This window comes from Bradyrhizobium sp. Bra64 (assembly GCF_024519875.1).
Classification (GTDB): Bacteria; Pseudomonadota; Alphaproteobacteria; order Rhizobiales; family Xanthobacteraceae; genus Bradyrhizobium; species Bradyrhizobium japonicum_G.
Genome location: NZ_JALJRD010000008.1, coordinates 95,654 through 117,804 on the forward strand (window position 1 = coordinate 95,654; position 22,151 = coordinate 117,804).

Below are 22,151 nucleotides of genomic sequence, written 5' to 3' on the forward strand. Positions count from 1 at the left end.
TGAAGCTGCGTGAGTGTTTCGTGCGTTTGGCTGATCCGTGATCCATCCCATCTGCTCGGACGGGCCGCTCTTTGACTCGGCCCGCTGTTTTTCAACGGAGAAGCTCAATGACGAATCTCAAACTGCTGTCGACTGGACTGATTGCGATGGCCATGCTGGCTACGCCCGCCATGGCTCGCGAAAGCGGCGTTGCCTCCAAGCGAGTTGCGATGGAAGCCAATGCCGCCGCGCCGGAAGCGCCGTTCTATTCGGGTGACCGCGCCTGCGTTCCGGCGCCGCGCGTCGGCGCATTTGCGACGGCGCCGTGGACCGGCAACAACGTTCCCTGCGAACCGGGCACGGGCGCGTTCTAATCTGCGTAGTGCGGTTCGGCTTATTCGACTGTTCTTCTTGCGCCTTGGCGCTTGTGACTGCTGGTCGATCAGCGCACCGACAAAGAGCGGGCTGGATTCTCTTCCAGCCCGCTTTTTATTGATCGCTCTCTCCGGCAGCGAGCGTCTACCGGCGTATCGCTTTGGTCTCTGAATTTCTCAACTTGCCGCGAGTTTACAGTACTCCGGTCTTTGTGAAGGCAATTTGAATGGCGCGGCTGTCGAGCGTTCCTACTCTTTCAAGCATCGCGAAAGCCTGGCCACGCAGCCACGAACGGATGCTGCGCTGACCGGTCAAATTCAAATACAAGGAGTATCCTGATGAAACGAGTGATGATGATCGTGGCTACGGCCGCGCTTGCCTCCGCACTGGCTGTCGGCGCGGCGGATGCACGGGGCGGCGGCGGAGGTGGTGGTGGCGGCGGTCACGGCGGAGGTTTCGGCGGTGGCGGACACATGGGCGGTTTCGGAGGAGGCGCGCACATCGGCGGTTTCGGCGGCGGCGCTCACCTCGGCGGTATCGGCGGCGGTGCGCACGTGGGCGGTTTCGGCGGAGGCGTTCATGTCGGCGGCATGGCAATGCATGGCGACATGGGTCGGATCGGTGGCGGTCATTTCGGCCTTGGCGATCATCCCCATCCGTATGGCACGGGTATCCATGACCACGCCATGAATCACTACGGCAGATACCGGCCGGGTTACGGGTACTATTATGGCGACCCCGACTGCTACGATTGGTACGCCCTGCATCCCGATCAGCCGTTGCCGCTAAGCTGCAGCTAGTGCACCTGGAGCTCCCTGCCTTCGGTCCGGATCCGCTTGCGTGATCCGGACCGATGGCAGCCCCAATCGGCGGCGTCAATTCAAAGTGACGGCTCTGAAGTCCAATTTAATAGCGACGCATCGCCAGCGGCAATACCTCGGACCTATCAAGTTCGCCCACTCAAAATGCCCCAGGCGTGCAGTTGCAGCCGCGATGTCCAGAGACAGGCAGGCGTCCGATCAGAGCATCGAGATGGCTCGCGCGACCATCCCGCGGCGTCGTCTCTTGCAATCAGGTGGGCGCAGACCAAACAGGAGAAAGCAATGAAGGTCGCCCCGAAACGAAACATGGAATACATCGACATTCCCGGCACATCTATCCGCGCATCTCGCATTGCGCTCGGGACTTGGGCGATCGGTGGCTGGATGTGGGGCGGAACCGACGAAAGCGATGCGATCAAGACGATCCAGGAAGCGATCGATCGCGGAATCAATCTCATCGATACAGCGCCCGTCTACGGTTTCGGCCGCTCGGAAGAAATCGTCGGAAAGGCCCTTGCCGACGGTCGCCGCCGGAACGCCATCATCGCCACAAAGGTGGGGCTCGACTGGAGGAACGGCCAACCGTTCCGCAATGCGCGCAAGGCCCGAATCATCGAGGAAGCCGAGAGCTCTTTGCGCCGGCTTCGGACGGATGTCATCGATCTCTATCAGGTGCACTGGCCCGATCCCCTGACGCCGATTGCCGAAACTGCCGAGGCGGTCGGCGCGCTGCACCGCGACGGCAAAATTCGGGCGGTCGGCGTCAGCAATTTCAGCCCGGCGCAAATGGATGAATTCCGCGAGGTCGCGCCACTTCATACGGCTCAGCCGCCCTACAATCTGTTCGAACGCGCAATCGAACAGGACGTGCTCCCCTATTGCCGGGAGAAGAAGATCGCCCTGCTCGCTTATGGTTCGTTGTGCCGAGGCCTGCTGTCTGGCAGCATGTCCACATCGAGCCGTTTCACCGGCGACGATCTGCGCAAGAGCGATCCCAAATTTCGACCGCCACGCTTTCAACAATATCTCGACGCCGTGGGGCGGCTCGATCAGTTTGCGCAGGAGCGCTTCAACAGGAGAGTGATCCATCTGGCGGCGCGCTGGGTGCTCGACCGCGGCGAGTTGAACATTGCGTTGTGGGGTGCTCGACGCGCGGAGCAACTCTCGCCGATCACCGACGTGCTCGGCTGGCGCATCGATGATGCCGCCATGTCCGAAATCGACCGAATTCTTCGGGAGACGGTCAAGGATCCCGTCGGCCCCGAGTTCATGGCGCCTCCGGATCGGGAGGCGGCATGATGGACACACGACCCTCAATCCAAATCGTGAGTCGGGATCGGTTCGATGCGACGACAGCCCAAACATCGGGCTCCCATCGCTTCGCCGCGATCGGACCATCGCTGGGCATCTCGTCGACGATCTGGGGTGGCCTCTTCGAAGTGGAGCCGGGCGCACGAACCGGAATCCATCACCACGGCGAACAGGACACGATCGCATTCGTCCTGTCAGGCCGTTGCGAAGTTCGCTGGGGCGACAAGGGTGAATTCTCTGCACGCGCGAAGGCCGGCGACTTCATTCACGTTCCAGCGTTCCTTCCGCATATGGAGATCAATCCCTCTCAGCTTCTTCCTTTCCGGTGGGTCGTTGTGCGCAGCACGCCTGTGCCTATCGTCGTCAATCTGCCGGACGCGATCTGGCCATGAGCCAGGCGACCTTACCCCCCGACCTACCCTGCAAACACGGAACAGACATGGAAGATACACACGCCATTTTTCCAACCGGGGAAGTCACGCGCCGTACGGTCATCGAGACCGGCACCACCGCACTCCTGTTGAGTAGCCTTCCACGAGGCGCGCTTGCCGCCGGGACCGGTCAGGTTGCCCCTCTTCCCACGTCGATCGCACTTCGGGTCAACGGCCACCTGCACAATCTTACGCTCGACCCCCGTACAACCTTGCTGGACGCCTTGCGCGAGCATCTGGCACTCACCGGCTCGAAGAAGGGATGCGATCACGGCCAGTGCGGCGCCTGCACCGTTCTGGTCGAGGGACGCCGCACCAATTCATGCCTTACGCTGGCGGTCATGCACGATGGTCAATCGATAACCACGGTTGAAGGACTTGCTTTCGGCGAAGATCTGCATCCCATGCAAGCCGCGTTCGTCGAGCATGACGGGTTTCAGTGCGGCTACTGCACTTCGGGCCAGATCTGCTCAGCAGTGGGCATGTTGGCCGAAAGCCGCGAGGGCATGCCGAGCTACGTGACTGCCGATCTTACCCAGTCGCCGACCGAGCTGAGCGACGACGAAATTCGTGAGCGGATGAGCGGCAATATCTGCCGCTGCGCGGCCTACCCGAACATTGTCGCGGCGATCAAGCAGGCAATGGGAGAACAGACATGAAAGCCTTCTCCTATGGGCGTGTGCAATCGGTCACGGATGCAGCTATCGCGGTGAGCAAGCCCGGCGTCAAGATCATTGCCGGCGGCACCAACCTGCTCGATCTCATGAAGTTGCAGGTGGAGACGCCATCGACCCTGGTCGACATCAACCGGCTGCCGCTCGACAAGATCGAAGAGACTTCGGAAGGCGGCTTGCGCATCGGCGCGTTGGTCCGCAACAGCGACCTGGCGGCAGATCCACGGGTGCGGCAGCATTACGGCGTGCTAAGCCGCGCCCTGCTCGCCGGTGCGAGCGCCCAGTTACGCAACAAGGCGACGACGGCCGGTAATCTGCTGCAGCGGACGCGCTGCTACTATTTTTATGACGTCACAAAACCCTGCAACAAGCGTGTATCCGGCTCGGGTTGTTCGGCGCTCGCAGGCTTCAACCGCATCCATGCGGTCCTGGGCGGGAGCGAGGCGTGCATCGCGACCCATCCATCGGATATGGCCGTTGCCATGCGCGCACTCGATGCAGAGGTCGAGACGATTGACCACGAAGGCAGAACCCGCACGATCCCGATCGCCGACTTCCACCGGCTTCCAGGCCGCACGCCACAAATCGAGTCGGCTCTAGGGTCGGGCGAGATCGTCACGGCCGTAACGCTGCCTCCGCCGCCTCCGGGCGCCCAGGTCTACCGAAAGGTGCGCGACCGCGCGTCCTACGCGTTTGCGCTGGTTTCGGTGGCCGCTATCGTCGACAGCGCGCGCGGTCGAATCCGCTCGGCGCGACTCGCCTTCGGCGGTCTCGCCCCCAAGCCGTGGCGCGTCGCCGCCGCCGAACAAAGTCTCGCGAATGCAGTTGCCGGCGTCAATTCGTTCGATGCAGCCGCGGACGCGGTTCTCCAGGGCGCGCATGGAGCCGGCTCCAACGATTTCAAAATTCCGCTGAGCCGCCGCACCTTGCATGCGGTGCTCGGTGAGATCACCCGTATCTGAGGGAACATCGAAATGGACATGGATGCGCCGGTCGGGGCAAATGCGCTGGATGCCGAGAAGATTGTCGGAAAACCACTCGATCGTATCGACGGACGACAGAAAGTCACCGGGGGCGCGCGCTACGCCTACGAGATGCAGCAGGATGCTCTCTACGGGTTTGTTGTTGAAGCTTCGATCGCAAAGGGGCGGATCGCCTTGATCGAAACGCTCGCGGCCGAGCGGTCGCCGGGCGTGAAGCTCGTCCTCACCCATCGCAACGCTCCCAAGCAGGGCGCCGGCAATCATCGTGAGGCGCATCCTGTGCTGACGGGCCCGGTCGTCTCCCGCTACGGCGAACCCGTCGCGTTCGTCGTTGCCGAAACATTCGAGCAGGCCAGGGCCGCCGCCTTTCTGGTCAACGTGAAGTATGATCGGGACAAAGGACACTACGCTCTGCCCCAACATCTCGACCTCGCCCGCGTGCCGCACCAAACGGACGGTGCGCCGGCCGACAGCGAAGTCGGAAATTTCTCGGACGCGTATGCGAGCGCGCCTGTGCAGATCGATGTGACCTATAGCACGCCACTGCAAAGTCACGCGATGATGGAGCCGCATGCGACGCTCGCGATGTGGGACGACGACAAGTTGATCCTGCATACTGCAAACCAGATGCTGAATCAGGGTCAGCGGGTCATCGCCAGGACCTTGAATATCCCCGTCGGAAACGTGCGGCTGGTCAGCCCTTTCATCGGCGGCGGCTTCGGCGGCAAGCTATGGGTGAACGCCGACGCCATTCTTGCCGCAATCGCGGCACGATACCTCAAGCGGCCCGTCAAGGTCGCGCTCACCAGGCAGCAGATCTTCCATGTGACGACGCATCGCTCTGACACCATCCAGCGCATCCGCCTCGCTACCGACCGCGACGGCCGGATTATCGCGATCGGCCACGACGTCTTCTCCGGCAACTTTCCGTCCGAACAGGTCTACGAGGCTGCCGCGCTTCAGACCCGCTCCCTCTATGCCGGCCCCAATCGGCTGACGCGGCATCGCCTGGTGCCGCTCGACATTCCCGTCGCATCTTCCATGCGCGCCCCCGGCGAGGCGGTCGGCCTGCTCGCGCTGGAGTGCGCCATGGACGAGCTTGCGGAAAGGCTGAAGCTCGATCCGATCGAGCTGCGAATCCGGAATGAGCCTGCCGAGGATCCTGAAAAGCACATCCCCTACTCCAGTCGCAATCTGGTCGCCTGCATGCAGGAAGGCGCACGTCGGTTCGGCTGGGACAAACGCAATTCGATCCCGGGTCAGGTTAGGGACGGACATTGGTTGGTCGGAATCGGCATGTCCGCCGGAACCCGAGGCAATCCCCTCCGGTTCTCAAGCGCCAATGTGCGGCTGGGTCCCGACGGCGCAGCCACCGTGAAAATGGCAATGACCGATATCGGCACGGGGACCTACACGATCCTGGCACAGATCGCCGCCGAGATGCTGGGATTGCCGATTGAAAGAGTGCGGGTCGATCTGGGTGATACGATCTTTCCGGAAGCGGCCGGCTCAGGCGGTTCGTTCGGCGCGGCGAGCTCCGGATCAGCACTGTTCGAGGCGTGTCAGGCCTTGCGCGAGAAACTGGCAATACGTGCCGGCATGGATCCCAATACGGCGCGTTTTAGCGACGGCCACATTGCAACGGCAGAGCGCTCTGTCAGCCTCACAGAACTTGTCGGCTCCGGAATTGAAGCCGACGGCCAAATCAGCCCGGGCCGCAATAATCAGGATTTTTCTCAGCAATCCTACGGTGCCCATTTTGCCGAGGTTGGCGTTGACCAGGATACCGGAGAGGTGCGCGTGCGGCGCATGCTCGGGGTGTTCGCGGCCGGACGCGTCCTGAACGCAAAGACCGCACGTTCTCAGGCCATCGGCGGAATGGTGTTCGGTGTTGGCGCGGCGCTCCACGAAGACCTCATCCTAGACCCTCGCTTTGGCTATTTCGTCAACCACGACCTGGCCGAGTACCACGTCCCGGTACACGCGGATATTCCTGCCAGCGTGGAGGCGGTGTTCCTTCCCGAGCTGGACGAGCGATCTAATCCGCTGAAGAGCAAGGGAATCGGTGAGCTCGGAATCTGCGGCGCCGGAGCTGCGATCGCCAACGCAGTCTATAACGCGTGCGGCGCACGGGTCAGGAACTTTCCGATCACGCTCGACAAGGTACTCGCTAGTTTGCCCGATCAGGCATAAGCGCGTGCGAGCAGTTTCAACTCATCGAGAAAAGCTTGTCCTTCCTTGCCGCGCAAGCCAACTTGTCTATCGGGGGTTCACAAGAGGAGATAGACCATGAGAAAACTCTCGACCATGATCGCGACCATCGCGATGCTCGTTGCATTCGCTCTGCCGGCTGTTGCGGGTATCGCAACATACCCGCCGCGCGTATCTGAGACGGCCATCGCGCGCGCCGACAACGCCTACGGTGTATCCGACCGGCAAGCGCCGACATCCGCAACGGAGCTCAATGAGCACGTTTATCGCGGCGGCCCGAAGGTCAACGATTGACATCGCCAAGCCATCGGCAACCCGCCCTGCGGTAATGCGCGAGGCGTGCCAGCGCGACATGCAGACAGACCCGCTTCGGCGGGTCTTCTTTTGCCGTCTCAATGCGTATCCGAGCATGATCGGCAATCGGCTCAGCCCACCATTTTCGTGCGAAGCCGCAAAGCCGCGCACCGGCGCATAGCCACTTCTTACCTGCTCAAAATTGGTTTCGAATGAGGATGCACATGAGGTGTTGGTTGATCGCCGCCGGTTTTGCGCTGTTCGCGAGCGGTGCCGCATTCGCTCAGGTGACAGGTATGGCCGTTCCGACGCCTACGGTCGGTGCAACCTCCCCGCTCGGCAGCACGACTGGTTCGCCCATTTCACCGATGGGCATTGGTTTGGGCGCAACCGAGCTCCCTTCAGCGGGAATCAGCCCTGCCCCCACCGTCACCGGCAGCATCGCCGTGCAGGCAACTGGCACCACCTGTTCAAGCCTGGGACTCTCGCCAACTGGCATGTATGGCTCGACCTCGACATATGACGGAGGAGGCATGGCGATAGCGGGCTCAACCCCGGCGACCGCGGCTGGCGCGACGGCAGGATCAATAGACATGTCGTCCTCGATACCGACAACTTCCGGAATGTCGGCGACGTCAGGAACGACGGAAAGCTCCGGAATGTCGACCTCGTCGGGCATGCTGGATACCGCCGGCGTGTCGGGCATGTGCGGCTCAGGCTCGAGCAGCATCACTGCGTCCTCCAGCCCCACTGCGACATCGCCGACTGCGCCAGGCGGCGACGCTCGAACAGGAGTGCCCTTGGGCTCGACCGAAATCGGCAATCTTGGCGTCAGCTCTGCTGCGCTTCTTCCAACACAGGCCGTGCCACTCGTCGCAGGTAGCGTCGCACTGACGATTCCCACCGTGCCGGCCGTCACCGTTCCGTCCACCGCCCCCACATCAACGGCCGGATGCTCTTCCTTCGGTATGTCGACATCCACGGGCCTGCCCGGCAGCTGCTGAGCGACCCTGCTTTTTTGGGAGCACGTCCATGAAAACGAAGATCGTCATTTCTGTCGCCGTATTGGCTGCGGTCGCCGCGAGTGCCGGCCTGCTGCGCTTTACGCATCTCTTCCCAATGCAGAGTGTAGCAGCAGCACCGGCTCCGGCACCACCCGTCCCGATCGTTGCCGGGACTGTAGCCCAGCACGACGTCCCGATCTATCTGACCGGCGTCGGTACGGTGATCGCCTACAACACGGATATCGTGCGGGCCCAGATCCAGGGGCAAATCACCAGCATCAACTTTACCGAGGGTCAGCAGGTCCATGCCGGCGATCTGCTCGCACAAATCGATCCGCGACCCTACCAGGCCCTGATCGATCAATACGTCGCCAATCTCGAGCGCGATCAGGCGCAACTCGTAAATGCGCGGGCCAATCAGGCCCGCTACAACCAGCTCGGCGACAAAGGCTGGGCTACGCCTCAATTGATTGAAACGCAGAATGCGCAGGTCAGCCAGCTACAGGCGGCGATCAAGGCGGATCAGGCGCTGATCGATGCTGCGAAAGTGCAGCTCAGTTTTACGCGGCTGGCATCCCCGATCGACGGCGTGGTGGGTATTCGCCAGATCGACGTTGGCAACATCATCAGTCCGTCAAATACGAACGGCCTCTGCGTCGTGACGCAGCTGGACCCGATTTCGCTGATCTTTACCCTGCCCGAGACCGTTCTTCCGCAGATCCAGCAACAACAGCGGGAGACGAAGGCGCCCCTTTCGGTTCTGGCCTACAATCAGGACAACACGATCCGGCTTGGCGAGGGACAGCTTGGGCTGGTCAATAACGAGATCCTGCAGACCACCGGCTCGATCCAGCTCAAGGCGAACTTCGCCAACAAGGACAGGAGCCTCTGGCCCGGCGAACTCGTTAATGCACGGTTGCTTCTTGATACGCGGCACAATGGTCTGACGGTTCCCGCCTCTGTCGTCCAGCAGGGGCCGAACGGACCATATGCCTACGTTGTCAATTCGGACGACACGGTCTCTCTCCGCCGGATCAAGGTTGCCGAGGTCAGCGACGGTCAGGCGCTGATTGATTCCGGTCTGAAGGCCGACGAGCAGGTCGTGGTCGACGGACAATACAAGCTGCGGCCGGGAACGCTCGTCGTCCCACTGCACGGCAAGGCTGCCGAGGAAGCCGCCGCTCAAGACGCATTACAGGCACCGATCCCATGAATATCTCCGCGCCCTTCATTCGGCGACCGATCGCGACCGCGCTGCTGATGATCGGATTGTTGGCTGCCGGCCTTGTCGCGTATCCGCTGCTGCCGGTGGCCGCCCTGCCGAACGTCAACTATCCGACGCTGACGGTCACCGCCCAGATGCCTGGCGCGGACCCGCAGACGATGGCCTCATCGGTCGCTTCGCCGCTCGAGCTCCAGTTTGGGGAAATTCCCGGACTGACGCAAATGACGTCGGCGAGCGCGCTCGGCTACACCCAGGTCACGCTGCAATTCGACTTGAACCGCCAGATCGACGGCGCCGTCAGCGATACGCTGTCGGCCATCAACGCGGCAAGCCCGTACCTGCCCACCGGCATGCCCTATCCGCCGACGATCCGGAAAGTCAACCCGGCCGACACGCCGATCCTCGTGCTTGGCCTCACCTCGGGCAGCCTGCCGCTCACCACAGTCGACGCGTATGCAGAGAACATCCTGCTGCAGAAGATCTCGCAGATTCAAGGCGTGGGTCTCGTCGGAATTGGCGGCCAGCAGAAGGCATCGGTTCGTGTACAGGTCGATCCACAGGCGCTCGCTGCGCGTGGAATCAATCTGGAGGATGTACGAACCGTCCTTGGCCAGGCGAATGTGGATCTGGCCAAGGGAACGCTCAACAGCCCGCGTCAGACCTATACGCTCAACACCAATGACCAGCTGTTTCACCCGGAGCAATATGCGGATCTGGTCATCGCGTACCGCAACGGATCACCGGTCCGTGTTCGCGACATCGGCCGCGCGGTCAGCGCGGGCGAAAACGATTTGATCGCGGGCTGGTACAACAACAACCGTGCCATCATTCTTGCCGTGCAGCGTCAGCCCGGGGCCAACGTCATCGAAACGGTGCAGCGCATCAAGGCGATGATGCCGACGCTTCAGGCGTCGATCCCTGCCGACATCAAGATCAACGTCATTTCGGACCGCACCCAGACGATCCGGGCCTCGGTTGCGGACGTGCAGTTCACGTTGCTCCTGACGATTGCCCTCGTCGTGATGGTGATCTTCGTTTTTCTTCGCAGCTTCTGGGCAACCATCATTCCAGCCGTCACCGTGCCGCTCTCGCTGATCGGCACGTTCGCCGTCCTCTACGAAATGGGCTATAGCCTCGACAATCTGTCGCTGATGGCGCTTTCAATCGCGGTCGGATTCGTGGTCGACGACGCCGTCGTCGAGATCGAGAACATCACGCGGCACATTGAGGAAGGCTTGTCCCCCTACGACGCCGCGATGAAGGGATCCGGCGAGATCGGCTTCACGGTCATGGCGATCACGTTCTCACTGATCGCCGTCTTCATTCCGCTCTTCCTGATGAGCGGCTATGTCGGGCTGCTGTTCCGCGAGTTTGCAGTCACGGTGAGTGTCGCACTGGTCCTTTCCCTTGTGATCTCCCGCAGCCTGACGCCGATGATGTGCGCCTACCTGCTCAAACCTGAGAGCCGGGAGCACGGCCGCCTGTATCGCTGGTCCGAGCGCGGCTTCGACCTGCTGCTCAATGCCTACGAAGCGGGCCTGAAGATTGTGCTGCGGCATCGCTTCATCACCCTGATGGTGATGATCGGCACCATCGTGGTGACCGGCTATCTCTATGTCATCATTCCCAAGGGCTTCTTCCCTCAGCAGGATACCGGCCTGATCCTGGGCCAATCGGAAGCCGCCCAGGACATCTCGTTTCAGGCGATGGCCGAGCGCCAGCAAGCCATGCTCGACGCCGTCGTGCGAGACCCCGCCGTGGCATCGGTAGGCTCTGCGGTCGGCGCAGGCGGCGGCACCTACACGGTAAACGATGGCCGCGTGTTCATCCAGCTCAAGCCGGCCGACCAGCGCGATCCGATCGAGAAGGTGATCGCACGACTTCGCACAAATCTGGCCAAGATCCAGGGCATCACTCTTTACATGCAGCCCGCACAGGACATCACCGTCGGCGCGCGGCTGAACAAGACCCAGTTCCAATACACCATGAACGACGCCGATCCGGGCGAACTGAGCCATTGGGCCGGTCAGTTTCTCGACAAGATCAAGACGCTGCCCACGGTCGCTGACGTGACCACCGACCAGCTCAATGCCGGGCCGCTGCTCGACATCACGATCAAGCGCGAGGTCGCCTCGTCCTATGGCATCCTGCCGTACACGATCGACAACACGCTCGACGACGCATTCGGACAGCGGATCGTCTCGACGATGTACACCCCCCTGCAACAGTATCACGTGATCATGGAGGTAAATCCGAAATACCAGTATGGGCCAGAGGCGCTCAACAACATCTACGTCAAATCATCCAGCGGCCAGCAGGTGCCGCTATCGACGCTGGTCGATTCGGTGGTGAAGGTCTCGCCGCTCGTCGTGAACCACCAGGGGCAATTCCCCTCCGTGACGATCTCGTTCAATCTGGCGCCCGGAGCCGCAATCGGTGACGCGGTGAGCGGCATTCAATCCATCGAGAAGGAGCTGCATCCGCCGCTGTCGCTGCAAACCAGCTTCCAGGGAAATGCTCAGGCTTTCGGTGCCTCGCTGAACAGTACGCCGATCCTGATCGCAGCGTCGCTGTTCGTGATCTACCTCATCCTCGGCGTGCTCTATGAAAGCATCATTCATCCGATCACGATCATCTCCACACTGCCTTCGGCAGGCGTCGGCGCCCTGCTGCTGCTGATGGCCGCTCATTACGACCTGAGCGTGATCGCAGTGGTTGGAATCATCCTGCTCATCGGCATCGTCAAGAAGAACGGCATCATGCTGGTCGACTTCGCCATTCAGGCCGAACAGACCGAGGGCCTTACACCGGAGCAATCGATCTACCAGGCCTGTATCAAGCGTTTCCGTCCCATCCTCATGACGACGATGGCAGCGCTGCTTGGCGCCGTGCCGATGATGGTCGGCACCGGCGTGGGATCGGAGATCCGTCAACCCTTGGGCTACGCGATCGTCGGCGGCCTTGCTCTGTCGCAGGTGCTCACGCTCTACACCACGCCAGTCGTCTACCTCTACCTCGATCGGTTACAGAATTGGCTATTCGGTGCGCGACGGCATCAAACGATGTCGCGCGATACCCATCCGGAGCCTGCTGAATGAGCAAGGGTAGCGCTGACGGTTCTAAAGACGGGCTTGTTTCACCACTTGCCAAAACTCGCGGTCGACGCCCCCTGGATCGTCTGTCCCTGTCGAATGATTTAGTCGGACTGACCAACCGAGTACCTACCTCACGATCATGAAGAGGGAGTTTGACATGTATTCTCCGACCGGCCCGCGTATCGTCGCTGTGACTTTGCTGCTGACAATCTGCGCAAGCGGCCCGGTTCGGTCCGCTCCCTTGCCCGTGCCCATGGCGCTGCCGTCCACCGTGGCCGCTGTTCCGCCCCGGTTCGAACGCGGCGATCTGGTCAGGCTGAAGTCTGGAGGGCCCATGATGACGATCTCCGCGGTAAGGGGCGACGAAATCGAATGCATTTGGACGGACGATAACGGCCAGCCGGATGACGCAACCTTCTCGACATACGTACTACAGAAGTTCTGAATGTGAGGAGAACGAAGGAATGCTGATTACGTTGGTCGCAATTCTCTGCAACGGGCGCTATGCATGGAAAAGGTGGTCACCAATAGCGAGCAGTCCGGCATCACCATGAATGCCTGCGAGACCAGTGCCCAGATTGGGCTACGCGCTCGCGTACTCGAGGTTAATTCTTCCCGCCCATTTGGTTGAAAAACGCATCCCTGGTTCTAGGATCGACCATCTCGACCGTTGCGACCTATCCGAGCGTCGCAGCTCATTCGGCGGCACACGCTCTAACTCACGAGCGCATCATCTTCCACGCCGACAGGGGCCACACGAACAGTCATTCCAATCACCTACGCTGACCCGTCCTCGGTGAGGGATTCAGCGCCGCCGCTGCGGTGTTCGCGATTTCGGCGTCAGTCTCCTTGCTCAGGCCGGCGATACCTACTGCGCCCACGACTGCGCCATTGACACGGATCGGCATGCCGCCGCGCAGCACCGGGATGCCGGCAGTGACGAAGGCCGTGCGGCCCTGGTCTATGCTGTCCTCGATCTCTGCCGTCGACCGTTGTAGCCGCGCCGCCGTTCGTGCCTTCTCGATGGCGAGGTCCGCACTTGCGGGGCGAACGCCATCCATCCGCTGGAAAGCAAGCAAATCCCCGGCAGGATCGACCACTGCAATTGCTGAGGGCGCACTGCGCTGCTGCGCGCGCTCCTTCGCTGCTTGCAGGATCGTTTGGGCTCCGTCTTGATCGAGAGCTATTATGTCGATGGTTTGGGCCCGAACTGACAAGCAGAGGACCGTCGCCAACATACCAACGCTGATTCCAAGTTTCGTCATTGCGAGCTAACTCCGACAGGTTAGAGTTCAGCGGCGCGAGGGCACTATCGCTGAGGGCTTGCGTTGCCAGACCTTGAAGTGCCTTTTGTACGAACGAGATAGCCAACAATCGCCTTGGCGTCGTCAGGGCTAATCGGAGCCTTATAGGCCGTGATCATCTTGTTGACGACTTCTTGCCAGGCTTCCCTGGACAACGAGGGCTGATTCAGCACGTGGTCGGCAGAGTGGCAGGCGAGGCAGTTGTTGTTGATCGCATCCGATCCCGGACCAAGGGGGAACATCGTGTCGCTGCTGGGAACATCAAGCTTCAGCGACTTCAAGGCGGTTGCGGCCTGGCCGGGATGCAGTAACAGAGCCAGACCCAGAACGGCGGACATCGGGAGGACAGCACGTAGCATTCCTTATTCCTCCTCAGGCCGCGTCCACATGGGTCGTTCCAATTGTATTGAACATGTAGCCGGCCGGATTCCAGATCCGGAAATCGGGCTGCGCATCATTTTTGGTGTTGATGCAACGAACCTTCAGTGTGTACGCGCCGCGCGCGGGCAAGGTGAATTGCGTTTGCCATTGCCGGAAGCTGTATGCTCCCTGGTTGGCACCGAGTTGGGTCGGCCGCCAGCTCTTGCCACCATCGATGGACAGATCGACGCGGGCAACACCGCAATCGCCGCCGAAGGCAATGCCCCGCGCCGACGCTGGCGTCCCCGCCGAAACGCTGTCGCCGTCGCGGATGTTGGTGATGAACGAGCGGGGAGCGTTGCGGGTCACCGGCACCATCTTGAATCCGGTCTCGCCAGGCCTGATAGTATTGTACGGTGTATCGGGCACGCGGTAGCCAGTCGCCGTCCAGTAATTAGTGTCGGGGTGATCCGGAACTTCGATGTCGTTCAGCATCTTTACCCAGTACACTCCGCACCAACCGGGCACAACGAGTCGCAGCGGAAATCCGTTCAGCAAGGGAAGCTGCTCGCCGTTCATGGCGAAAGCGATCATCACCTCGCCGTCGCGAGCGTGATCGATGGTGAGCGACTTCAAAAACTTCGGTGCACCCTCCATTACCGGCTCATCGAGGCCGCCGAAGCGGACCTGAATGGCGCCGGCCTTTACACCCGCCCGGTCAAGCACATCCTTGAGACGTACCCCCGTCCAGATTGCATTGCTCATTGAACCATCTGCCCATTGAGATCCGGCGACGCGTGGGACAGCGTATATGCGCGAATTGCCTGCGCATTGGTTGACCGCGGCGATGTCGAATCTCGGCAATCCCTCTAAAATATCCCTGAGCGACAGCGAGAGGGTCTGTTTGACCTGGCCGCGCACCGTCAGACGAAAGCTATCCACATCGATGTCGCCTGGAAAATTCGCCCAGTGCCAGCTAACATAGTGCTGGTCGTTTGGGGTGAATACGCCCTTGTCGAAGACTTCGAAGGGCGTCTCAAGCCATGGCGGACTCGTACGCTGCAAGATCATTCGGCCCTTTTGCGGATAGGATGTAGTGATTACCCGCGTGCTCGGACCGCCAGGCACGCGCAGATCGACCGTCTCCTGCGCTAACGCCGACGAGGACATTAGTGCCAGGCTCGCAATCCCCATTCCACCCAGCACGCGCCGTCGCGTCAGCCCCGATGGTTGCACGCCGTGATCCTGCATCAGCTGCTCCTGACCTTTGCCCTTGTGGTAGGGCCGAACCTGATCCGTGGCGTTAGACTTGACGCACAACTTCAGCCGGCCTGAGTGTTTCGCACTGCATGCAGGGCCCACCTGCCGCACGGTTTTTCGTCTGCCATGAACGCAAGCCAAGCCTCATTTTCTGGATGTAGGAAGGAACGCGCACGATGCTCATCACGCTTGAGTGTTCGGCGACAACTGCTGAACGGATGCCCGGAAAACGTTCGTGAAAACTCTAATCTTGAACTTGCGCTCGAGCTCGGCTACGTGATTGCGGAGATGTGTCGGTCGCGGCGACGAAGTATCCGCCTGCCGCTAAAAACTGACCTCAGCGCGGGACCGCGCTGAGGTCTTCTCAGGCCAATCGACGCTTAGGCAGTCGGTTGACGTTTCAGACCACGAACAACATCGACGAGCGACGATGGCGTCGCGATCTCTTCCCCCAAAGGGCGTCAGCATCACGCGTCGATGACTGCGCTCAAACAGCGCTATGCCCAGCCGCGCCTCGAGTTCCTTGATTCCTTCGCTCAACGTCGATTGCGTGACGGCACAGCTTTCCGCAGCGCGGCCGAAATGGCATTGCTTGGCAACCGCACACAGAAAGCGGAGCTGTTGAAGACTGGGCAGGATAGCCATCGGCATATTCAATGAATCTGTGGATCTTTATCCATTGGACCAATGGCAAAGAAGGGCGGACCCTCCGCGCACACACACGACGTAAGAACCAGCAGCTGACCCTTCCATGGTCCGATACCTATAAATCAATCGCTTGCGAACATCTCAGCATCCGGTGAAGCACTGTGAAACATCGTCAACATGCGACCGCGAGCACACTCTGGAAGAGTTCACGGAACATACTCAAGAGGAAAGCGATCGCTGGAGCGCAGTCATCCGCGCCAATGATATCAAGCTTGACTGGGCGGGCGCCGAATATGCAAGTCCATCGCAATAGTGGAGATCAAGCCGCCGCCCGGCTCATCGCGTTCGCGAATGGGATGCGCGTTGCACAAACCATCTACATTGCTGCCGAGTTGTGGATTCCTGAAGCGGCAAACGACGATCTGGTGCGGATCTGGGCCAAGCACACGCCCTTCGAACTCCAGGACGAGCTCAAGCGGCGCGGCCATTGCTCGAGCTACGGTTCCGACGGCAGACCACGGTCCTGGTTCATCGACGTTGGGAGCGCCCCAAGCCGCAGAAATCAAATACCTACAGAAGAGGATCTATCAGCGCGAGCTCGAGCCTCGAATGCAGATTTTGACTGCCTTCGACCGCCTCTCCTACCAGGACCTATGGGAACAAGGTCTATCGATTAGTTCCGATGCCCCTAGCCCTCGCTGATCCATTCCAAGCGAGATTGCGCGAACGTTGTGGTCGTACCGCGCTCCATGCACGCCGATAGGGCCTTGAGAAACGGCGGCTGATCTTCCTCATGCCGATGACATTTGGGCAACAATGGCGACGGATATTCCTGCGCGCATGGCATCTGACAGATGGGCCGCTCACAGCTGTCCGTCCATGTCAGAATGCATCCTTGAACCGTGCGATATAGTCGGGGCTCCCGTAGACCCACATAGGCTCGTCGCATTGGCTTGGGCCGTGGTCGGTCATACAAGCAGCGCTCCAAGGCGGAGCCGCGACCTCGCGCCCCACGGTTTCGAATGCCTGAGGGGGAATGCTGCTTTCGCGCGCTTGCGGCTGGTCTTCGTGCGTTCGCGCTTGAACGGTGGCAGGCGTAGCTAGTGGGGCGAAGAGTAGCAGTGCTGCCAGAAAATAGTTCATCTTCATCGTTCGGTCCTCGTTTGCGAGAGGCTCGTCTCTCTTCGTCGTCAACACGAAATTTCCGCAGCGCTCGAAATCGGATCATCGAGTTACTTCGTGCGGTAATCAGAAAATAGCGACGATCCGTGGGACGGCCACTAAATTTGCTTTTAAACCGCTTGGCGCGAACAGCCGTGACGAAAGCTGCTGCGCCACCATATCGATCGCATATCGCGAGCCGCGCACGCGAGGCGCCAGCTCGTAGCGGCCTTCACGATCAGTCAATTTTGTTTGATGCCAATGAGCACCCGCAGAATACGCGGACTAACACTCAATACTTGTTGGCTCGGCCGGATTGCGGATCTACATCGGGCCAGGTACATCGAGCAACCAACTTGGCACAACATAAGATTCGCGTTCGTGGCAACGTTCTGCTCGCAATTATAACCGTGATCACCGCAGTCGTCGGCGTGGCTGGCATCCTCAACAAGGTGGGCCCGGCTAATGAATCGCAAGGCAGCACCAGCCCGGACAGGATCACAGCTTCGGCATTGTCGAGGGCTCGCGCAATCGAATTTCCCCCAGAGCCGCGTACCGAACGGCGCTAACGATGGAGTCTCGGCATGAAGAAGCTTTCCGCTCTCCGCATCGCCCTTTACATTGGCATATCGACCACCGCGGCATTTGCCTGCGGCGTATAGGAGGGCACGGCATAGGATCGCCCGTGTCGATGAAGGGCGGCCCCTACGGCACCAGCCCCGCCACACCCAGCACCAACTCGTCGAGCACAACGCTTTCATCTCCTGGCGGAGGCCGCCCGATGAAAGGACCACTGCTTGACGCCCGCTATCGACCGTGAAGATACGAAGGTCGATATAATGATAAACTCGATCTACCGGGGTTGCTGATCCCTGCGGAAATATCGGCACTCACCATTGACGCCGTCAATCGGCTTACGCATTTGACCAAGGCGCGAAGCCGCATTCAGTTCCCGTCAAGATCCTCCAGCAGTGAAACCAAAAGGCTGAACCACGTCATAGGCGGCCTTTGTGACCGGCACGGCATAGCTCGCTGTAAGCGAGCCGAATGGCGAGGCCCAGGTCAGCCCGACGCCTACGGAGGAGCGGATGACATTCTTGTTAGCGACCTGCAACACGGTTCCGCCGACCGTGTTCGCCCCGCTATAGCCAAAGACGCTGCCGGCATCGACGAAGGCCGACGCCCTGAGGCCGTATTCGTTTGGCACGCCAGGGATTCCGCTTTGCAGCTCCGCCGTCGTCGCCCAGTACGTGCTACCGCCGACATTGTCCATCGTGGTGCCGGGTGTTAGGTCGCGCGGACCGAAACCATTGGTCGCAAATCCGCGGACCATGGTAGGCCCGCCGAAGAAACTGTTCATCAGCGGCACCTGCTGGCCACCCCAACCGGTGATGTAGCCGCCTTGGGCGCGGACCATGCCGACGAGGTCGCTGCTGAGCGACTGGTAGTAGCGCACGTCCTCGGCGGTCCGCAGGAATTTAACATCGCCGCCGAGGCCGGCAAGATCCTGGCTAAGTTGCGACTTGATTCCACTGGTCGGATTCTTGGCATCGTCGAGCGTACTGTACGTTGTCGTGCTGCCGATCGACGAAACCCACGCCGGACCGTACGCCGCGGCCTGTTGGATGGCCAATGAGGGTGGCAAGCCTGAGTTGGTCGCGCCAAGCGTAATATCCTGATTGTAGACCGAGTAACGCCACTGCACGCCAAGCTGCTCGGTGATCGGCGTACCGATCTGAAACGTGCCGCCATAACCGATGCTGTTGTAGGACTGATAGCTGGTCACGTCGGTCTGCCGGCCGAACAATTCGATCCCCGCCGATACCTTGGTACCGAGGAAATAGGGCTCCGAAGCCGTCAGGTCGATCCCGCGTGCATACTGCCCATACGTCACCGAAGCCTGGACATTGTTTCCGGTACCATAGAAATTGCGATCGCCCGCCCTCACCTGGACAAGAGCGCCGTCAGTCGTCGAGTACCCCCCGGAAATGTTGAAGTCGCCGGTCGACTCGTCGACGGCTTCAACATCCAGGACAACGCGATCCGGTGCAGAGCCCGGCCGGTTCGATATCTTGACCGTCTTGAAATAGTTCAGGCTCTTCAGTCGACGCTCGACACGATCGATCAGTGTCTTGTTGTAGGCATCGCCTTCGGCGATATCGAATTCGCGCCGGATCACGTAATTACGGGTGCGCGCGTTGCCATGTATTTCGATGCGCTCGACATAAGTGCGCGGTCCCTGATCAATCACGAATGCGACATCGATCCGTTGCGCGGCAGCAACGCGGGTGACGCGCGGCGCGGCTTGGGCAAAGGGGTAGCCCAGTCTCGCCAGCTCGACTGCGAGAATCTCGCTGCTCTTGTCGAGCGCGTTGCCGTCGAACACTGCGCCAGTGTGCGCCAGTGGCAATCCGCGAAGTCTTTCCGGGTCAAGTCCCGGGACGTTGCAGACGACGCTGACGTCCCCGAAATGATACAGCGATCCTTCCTCGATGACGAAGGTCACTGCGAATCCTTTGGCTGTGGGATCGTATTCGGCTCGGGCCGATGGCACACTGGCATCGGCATACCCCTTGCCGCGGTAGAATAGCCGCAATTGCTCCTGGTCCTGGGCTATGCGATCGGGATCATATACGTCCGCGCCGGTCAGGAAGCTCAACATGTTTGTGGCCGACGTCTTGATCACGGCACTGAGCTGTCGTTGGCCGAAAACATGGTTGCCCGTGAAGTTAATCTGCCGCACTGGCGTTTTGACGCCTTCGGTGATCCCATAGACGAGGTCGACCCGACCGTTACCGCGGTCGATGATTTCCGGCGTCACACGAACATCGTCACGTCCGACATGCCGGTAGGCCTCCAGGACGCGGCCAACATCCGCTTGCACCGCAGCACGCTGCAAGCTGCCGCGCGGCCTGGATTCTATCGCCGTGGCAAGATCAGCATCCTTTACCTTCCTATTGCCTTCGAAGGCGACGCGATCGAGCACCGGTGCTTCGGTCACGTGCACAGCCAGCCGTTCGCCAACACGCTCGATCGAGACCTTGTCGAACAGTCTTGTTGCGACCAGCGCCTTCAATGCCGCGTCGCGCGCAGCCTCGTCGAACCGCCCATTGGGCGCGGCATGAAAATAGGAGCGAATGGTATCGGCTTCGATCCGTTGATTGCCCTCAACGGTGATTGAGTCCTGTAGCGACAATGCGGTCCCAGCTGCGGCCGCCGACGCGGCGATCATTCCGACCGCGAGGGCAACCCACCAGCCCGTCATGCGCGGTCGAGACGATCGCCAATGTTGCGTGATGCGTTTGGTCTTCATGTCCTACCGGCTCCCGCCGACCGGCCGTGATCGAATTGCTCGCGCAGGGCAAAACAATGTCTTACGCAAGGTAAGTTGCTGGCTCGATTCGCCCCGGGTGCCACAATTCCAACGCCTCACCTTAACCTACGCATTCTCAGAATTGTCGTAATGGTCGCCTCATGCTTGGGACCGAGACGCTCGCGCTGCGCGGGCCGCATGCGCCAACGCAAGGAGCATCACATGCGTTTTGCAGCTCTCATCGCCGCCTCGCTCATGCTGATTGAGCCGGCGCTCGCGGAGAAGACGCCAGACATCGATCCTCGCGCTTCGCTCGCCGTGGTCCAGCAGTGGATCTACAACTACCGCGCCAAACCCGACTACGCCCACATTCCAGCGGCCGTGCGCGTGCTCTTCCATTCGCAAAGCTTCAAGGAGCCGGAGAATTCCGGCATTTATCTCGGGTTCATCGCGGGCGCGATCGGCTCCGATCCAGCAAGGGCCGAACAGCTCATCGCAAGTTTCTTTCCCATCCCGCCGGAAGATGAATGGGTTATCGTCCGCGCTATTGCCTATTCGGGACTGCCCGACTGGCGAAACATATTGCGCCGGCTTGAGCCGCGGATACCCGAGCGCAGGGTGATGATCGACGGCTATCTCTCCGGTAAACTGCCGATTTTGACCGCTATTCCGTTGGAAGAGGCAAAGCCCGGCATGCTCGACAAGCTGCGGGGCGCGTTCGCTCGAAATCCCTTTTCCAAAGATGAGAAGAAATTGAACACCACCCTGACGTATGCCGGCAATCAGGACCTGCTGGACACCTTATGGGGATATTATTTCGCGACTGGGTCTCACCTGCCGGTTCAGCGCATCATCCAGATGCTGCCCTGGAGCAAAGGCCGCGACACCGTCGACAAGCTGACGGTCGGCAGCCTCGCGCGCTATACGTTAGCAGACTATGCGATCCGTGATGCCAGCTTGCGCGACTATCTGCGCAGCGAACTGGCTACGCAACCGGCATCGATCAGGGGCCCCCTTGCAGAGGTGGTCGAGGCCGCCGATACAGTGGAAATCGGGGCGTTGCGCAAGGATGCCCTGGCCGCTGTCGATGAGCTTAAGATTAAAGGCTCAGACAACCGGCGTGACCTGGACTTCTGGGGGCAGCTTGGTGTGGGCGCGGTGGCCTTGGGCTGTGTTTCGGCGGCGGCGCTGGGGCAGGTTGCGGTTGGGATCCCCTGCGTGATCGGCGGCTCGGCCGCGCAAGGCTTGTTGCAATTCTGGGAGAAGCAGCAGTGATCGATAAGACGCGATCACTCAAAGTCTCTTTACGAACGGTCACTCTCGAATAGATCGTACATCACGAAACCGTCCAATCTCTTGCCCCTGCCGCTGGATGGTTCTGATCAGTGGCGGCGCTTTTCATTTCGTCCTGCCTGCCCCGGCGGGCGCCGTTCTTGCCAGGCAGAAACTGGCAAATGTCAACCTGTGGCAACTCCGAAACAGCGCAGTCGCTTCTGCAGAAATTGGGGACGAGTTTGGCGTCAGAGGAGCGCTCTTCGAATTCTGCCGCGGACCTCGGGCTCGCAATGTCGCCAGAGCGATCGGAGAAACACCTCGGCCATACCTCAATTTCTGACGATTGACGCAAAGCCGGCTCAATCGCAGCAAGAGAGCCAAAGTTATTTGCGAAACCAATGGATACATTTCAGTTCGTCGCCGGCCT

At 60.5% G+C, this 22,151-nt stretch carries 18 protein-coding genes; 11 read left to right on the plus strand and 7 right to left on the minus strand.

Going from position 1 to position 22,151, the window contains the following annotated elements:
• Nucleotides 1-107 precede the first annotated feature (107 nt).
• On the plus strand, nt 108-353 hold the full coding sequence (locus NR187_RS22845; protein WP_256807730.1) for a hypothetical protein: 246 nt from the start codon (nt 108-110) through the stop codon (nt 351-353).
• 318 nt (nt 354-671) lie between these two features.
• On the opposite strand, the gene NR187_RS22850 is transcribed toward NR187_RS22845, so the two are convergent.
• On the minus strand, nt 672-1,031 hold the full coding sequence (locus tag NR187_RS22850) for a hypothetical protein (RefSeq protein ID WP_256807859.1): 360 nt from the start codon (nt 1,029-1,031) through the stop codon (nt 672-674).
• A gap of 426 nt (nt 1,032-1,457) precedes the next feature.
• On the opposite strand from NR187_RS22850, the gene NR187_RS22855 reads away from it, so the two are divergent.
• The 6 genes from NR187_RS22855 to NR187_RS22880 all read left to right on the plus strand — a co-directional run bounded on the left by NR187_RS22855 (nt 1,458) and on the right by NR187_RS22880 (nt 7,079).
• On the plus strand, nt 1,458-2,474 hold the full coding sequence (locus tag NR187_RS22855; protein WP_306235687.1) for an aldo/keto reductase: 1,017 nt from the start codon (nt 1,458-1,460) through the stop codon (nt 2,472-2,474).
• Complete coding sequence (locus NR187_RS22860) at nt 2,471-2,878, plus strand: cupin domain-containing protein (protein ID WP_256807731.1); 408 nt, start codon at nt 2,471-2,473, stop codon at nt 2,876-2,878. Before NR187_RS22855 ends, NR187_RS22860 begins: the two co-directional genes overlap by 4 nt.
• A gap of 47 nt (nt 2,879-2,925) precedes the next feature.
• Nucleotides 2,926-3,576 (plus strand): 2Fe-2S iron-sulfur cluster-binding protein, encoded by a 651-nt coding sequence (locus NR187_RS22865; RefSeq protein WP_256807732.1) that lies wholly within the window; start codon nt 2,926-2,928, stop codon nt 3,574-3,576.
• Complete coding sequence (locus tag NR187_RS22870; RefSeq protein WP_256807733.1) at nt 3,573-4,553, plus strand: xanthine dehydrogenase family protein subunit M; 981 nt, start codon at nt 3,573-3,575, stop codon at nt 4,551-4,553. The genes NR187_RS22865 and NR187_RS22870 overlap by 4 nt, the downstream gene beginning before the upstream one ends.
• Before the next feature lie 12 nt (nt 4,554-4,565).
• Nucleotides 4,566-6,767, plus strand: a complete 2,202-nt coding sequence (locus NR187_RS22875; protein WP_256807734.1) for a xanthine dehydrogenase family protein molybdopterin-binding subunit — start codon at nt 4,566-4,568, stop codon at nt 6,765-6,767.
• Nucleotides 6,768-6,863: 96 nt separating this feature from the next.
• The gene (locus tag NR187_RS22880) at nt 6,864-7,079 is read left to right on the plus strand and encodes a hypothetical protein (RefSeq protein ID WP_256807735.1); all 216 of its coding nucleotides are present in this window, start codon (nt 6,864-6,866) and stop codon (nt 7,077-7,079) included.
• Between the two features lie 283 nt (nt 7,080-7,362).
• Here NR187_RS22880 and NR187_RS22885 read toward each other — a convergent pair whose 3' ends face one another.
• Entirely contained in the window at nt 7,363-8,061 is a 699-nt protein-coding gene (locus tag NR187_RS22885; RefSeq protein ID WP_256807736.1) for a hypothetical protein, read from the minus strand.
• 50 nt (nt 8,062-8,111) lie between these two features.
• Between NR187_RS22885 and NR187_RS22890 the strand changes: the two genes are divergently transcribed.
• The 3 genes from NR187_RS22890 to NR187_RS22900 all read left to right on the plus strand — a co-directional run bounded on the left by NR187_RS22890 (nt 8,112) and on the right by NR187_RS22900 (nt 12,848).
• Nucleotides 8,112-9,296 carry an efflux RND transporter periplasmic adaptor subunit gene (locus NR187_RS22890; protein ID WP_256807737.1) on the plus strand — a complete coding sequence of 395 codons (1,185 nt, stop codon included), beginning with the start codon at nt 8,112-8,114 and terminating at the stop codon, nt 9,294-9,296.
• On the plus strand, nt 9,293-12,406 hold the full coding sequence (locus NR187_RS22895) for an efflux RND transporter permease subunit (RefSeq protein ID WP_256807738.1): 3,114 nt from the start codon (nt 9,293-9,295) through the stop codon (nt 12,404-12,406). Before NR187_RS22890 ends, NR187_RS22895 begins: the two co-directional genes overlap by 4 nt.
• Before the next feature lie 154 nt (nt 12,407-12,560).
• Nucleotides 12,561-12,848, plus strand: coding sequence for a DUF2158 domain-containing protein (locus NR187_RS22900; protein WP_256807739.1), 288 nt, complete (start codon nt 12,561-12,563; stop codon nt 12,846-12,848).
• A gap of 328 nt (nt 12,849-13,176) precedes the next feature.
• On the opposite strand, the gene NR187_RS22905 is transcribed toward NR187_RS22900, so the two are convergent.
• The 5 genes from NR187_RS22905 to bamA all read right to left on the minus strand — a co-directional run bounded on the left by NR187_RS22905 (nt 13,177) and on the right by bamA (nt 20,449).
• Complete coding sequence (locus NR187_RS22905; protein WP_256807740.1) at nt 13,177-13,668, minus strand: heme-binding protein; 492 nt, start codon at nt 13,666-13,668, stop codon at nt 13,177-13,179.
• A gap of 44 nt (nt 13,669-13,712) precedes the next feature.
• The gene (locus NR187_RS22910; protein ID WP_256807742.1) at nt 13,713-14,066 is read right to left on the minus strand and encodes a cytochrome c; all 354 of its coding nucleotides are present in this window, start codon (nt 14,064-14,066) and stop codon (nt 13,713-13,715) included.
• Between the two features lie 13 nt (nt 14,067-14,079).
• Nucleotides 14,080-15,318: a molybdopterin-dependent oxidoreductase gene (locus tag NR187_RS22915; protein ID WP_256807743.1), complete on the minus strand. Its 1,239-nt coding sequence runs from the start codon at nt 15,316-15,318 to the stop codon at nt 14,080-14,082.
• 333 nt (nt 15,319-15,651) lie between these two features.
• Nucleotides 15,652-15,978: a LysR family transcriptional regulator gene (locus NR187_RS22920; protein WP_306235688.1), complete on the minus strand. Its 327-nt coding sequence runs from the start codon at nt 15,976-15,978 to the stop codon at nt 15,652-15,654.
• Between the two features lie 2,113 nt (nt 15,979-18,091).
• Nucleotides 18,092-20,449, minus strand: a complete 2,358-nt coding sequence (gene bamA / locus NR187_RS22925; protein WP_306235689.1) for an outer membrane protein assembly factor BamA — start codon at nt 20,447-20,449, stop codon at nt 18,092-18,094.
• 222 nt (nt 20,450-20,671) lie between these two features.
• Here bamA and NR187_RS22930 point away from each other — a divergent pair, with 222 nt between their 5' ends.
• Nucleotides 20,672-21,724 carry a hypothetical protein gene (locus tag NR187_RS22930; protein WP_256807745.1) on the plus strand — a complete coding sequence of 351 codons (1,053 nt, stop codon included), beginning with the start codon at nt 20,672-20,674 and terminating at the stop codon, nt 21,722-21,724.
• Nucleotides 21,725-22,151 lie beyond the last annotated feature (427 nt).

Excerpts from the sequence above, each read along its gene's own strand:
- NR187_RS22855 (WP_306235687.1), top strand. The coding sequence starts at position 1,458 with ATGAAGGTCGCCCCGAAACGAAACATGGAATACATCGACATTCCCGGC.
- NR187_RS22860 (WP_256807731.1), top strand. The coding sequence starts at position 2,471 with ATGATGGACACACGACCCTCAATCCAAATCGTGAGTCGGGATCGGTTC.
- NR187_RS22880 (WP_256807735.1), top strand. The coding sequence starts at position 6,864 with ATGAGAAAACTCTCGACCATGATCGCGACCATCGCGATGCTCGTTGCA.
- NR187_RS22875 (WP_256807734.1), top strand. The coding sequence starts at position 4,566 with ATGGACATGGATGCGCCGGTCGGGGCAAATGCGCTGGATGCCGAGAAG.
- NR187_RS22900 (WP_256807739.1), top strand. The coding sequence starts at position 12,561 with ATGTATTCTCCGACCGGCCCGCGTATCGTCGCTGTGACTTTGCTGCTG.
- NR187_RS22915 (WP_256807743.1), bottom strand. The coding sequence starts at position 15,318 with ATGCAGGATCACGGCGTGCAACCATCGGGGCTGACGCGACGGCGCGTG.
- NR187_RS22890 (WP_256807737.1), top strand. The coding sequence starts at position 8,112 with ATGAAAACGAAGATCGTCATTTCTGTCGCCGTATTGGCTGCGGTCGCC.
- NR187_RS22845 (WP_256807730.1), top strand. The coding sequence starts at position 108 with ATGACGAATCTCAAACTGCTGTCGACTGGACTGATTGCGATGGCCATG.
- NR187_RS22905 (WP_256807740.1), bottom strand. The coding sequence starts at position 13,668 with ATGACGAAACTTGGAATCAGCGTTGGTATGTTGGCGACGGTCCTCTGC.
- NR187_RS22920 (WP_306235688.1), bottom strand. The coding sequence starts at position 15,978 with ATGCCGATGGCTATCCTGCCCAGTCTTCAACAGCTCCGCTTTCTGTGT.
- NR187_RS22850 (WP_256807859.1), bottom strand. The coding sequence starts at position 1,031 with ATGGATACCCGTGCCATACGGATGGGGATGATCGCCAAGGCCGAAATG.
- NR187_RS22865 (WP_256807732.1), top strand. The coding sequence starts at position 2,926 with ATGGAAGATACACACGCCATTTTTCCAACCGGGGAAGTCACGCGCCGT.
- NR187_RS22930 (WP_256807745.1), top strand. The coding sequence starts at position 20,672 with ATGCGTTTTGCAGCTCTCATCGCCGCCTCGCTCATGCTGATTGAGCCG.
- NR187_RS22895 (WP_256807738.1), top strand. The coding sequence starts at position 9,293 with ATGAATATCTCCGCGCCCTTCATTCGGCGACCGATCGCGACCGCGCTG.
- bamA (WP_306235689.1), bottom strand. The coding sequence starts at position 20,449 with ATGAAGACCAAACGCATCACGCAACATTGGCGATCGTCTCGACCGCGC.
- NR187_RS22870 (WP_256807733.1), top strand. The coding sequence starts at position 3,573 with ATGAAAGCCTTCTCCTATGGGCGTGTGCAATCGGTCACGGATGCAGCT.
- NR187_RS22910 (WP_256807742.1), bottom strand. The coding sequence starts at position 14,066 with ATGCTACGTGCTGTCCTCCCGATGTCCGCCGTTCTGGGTCTGGCTCTG.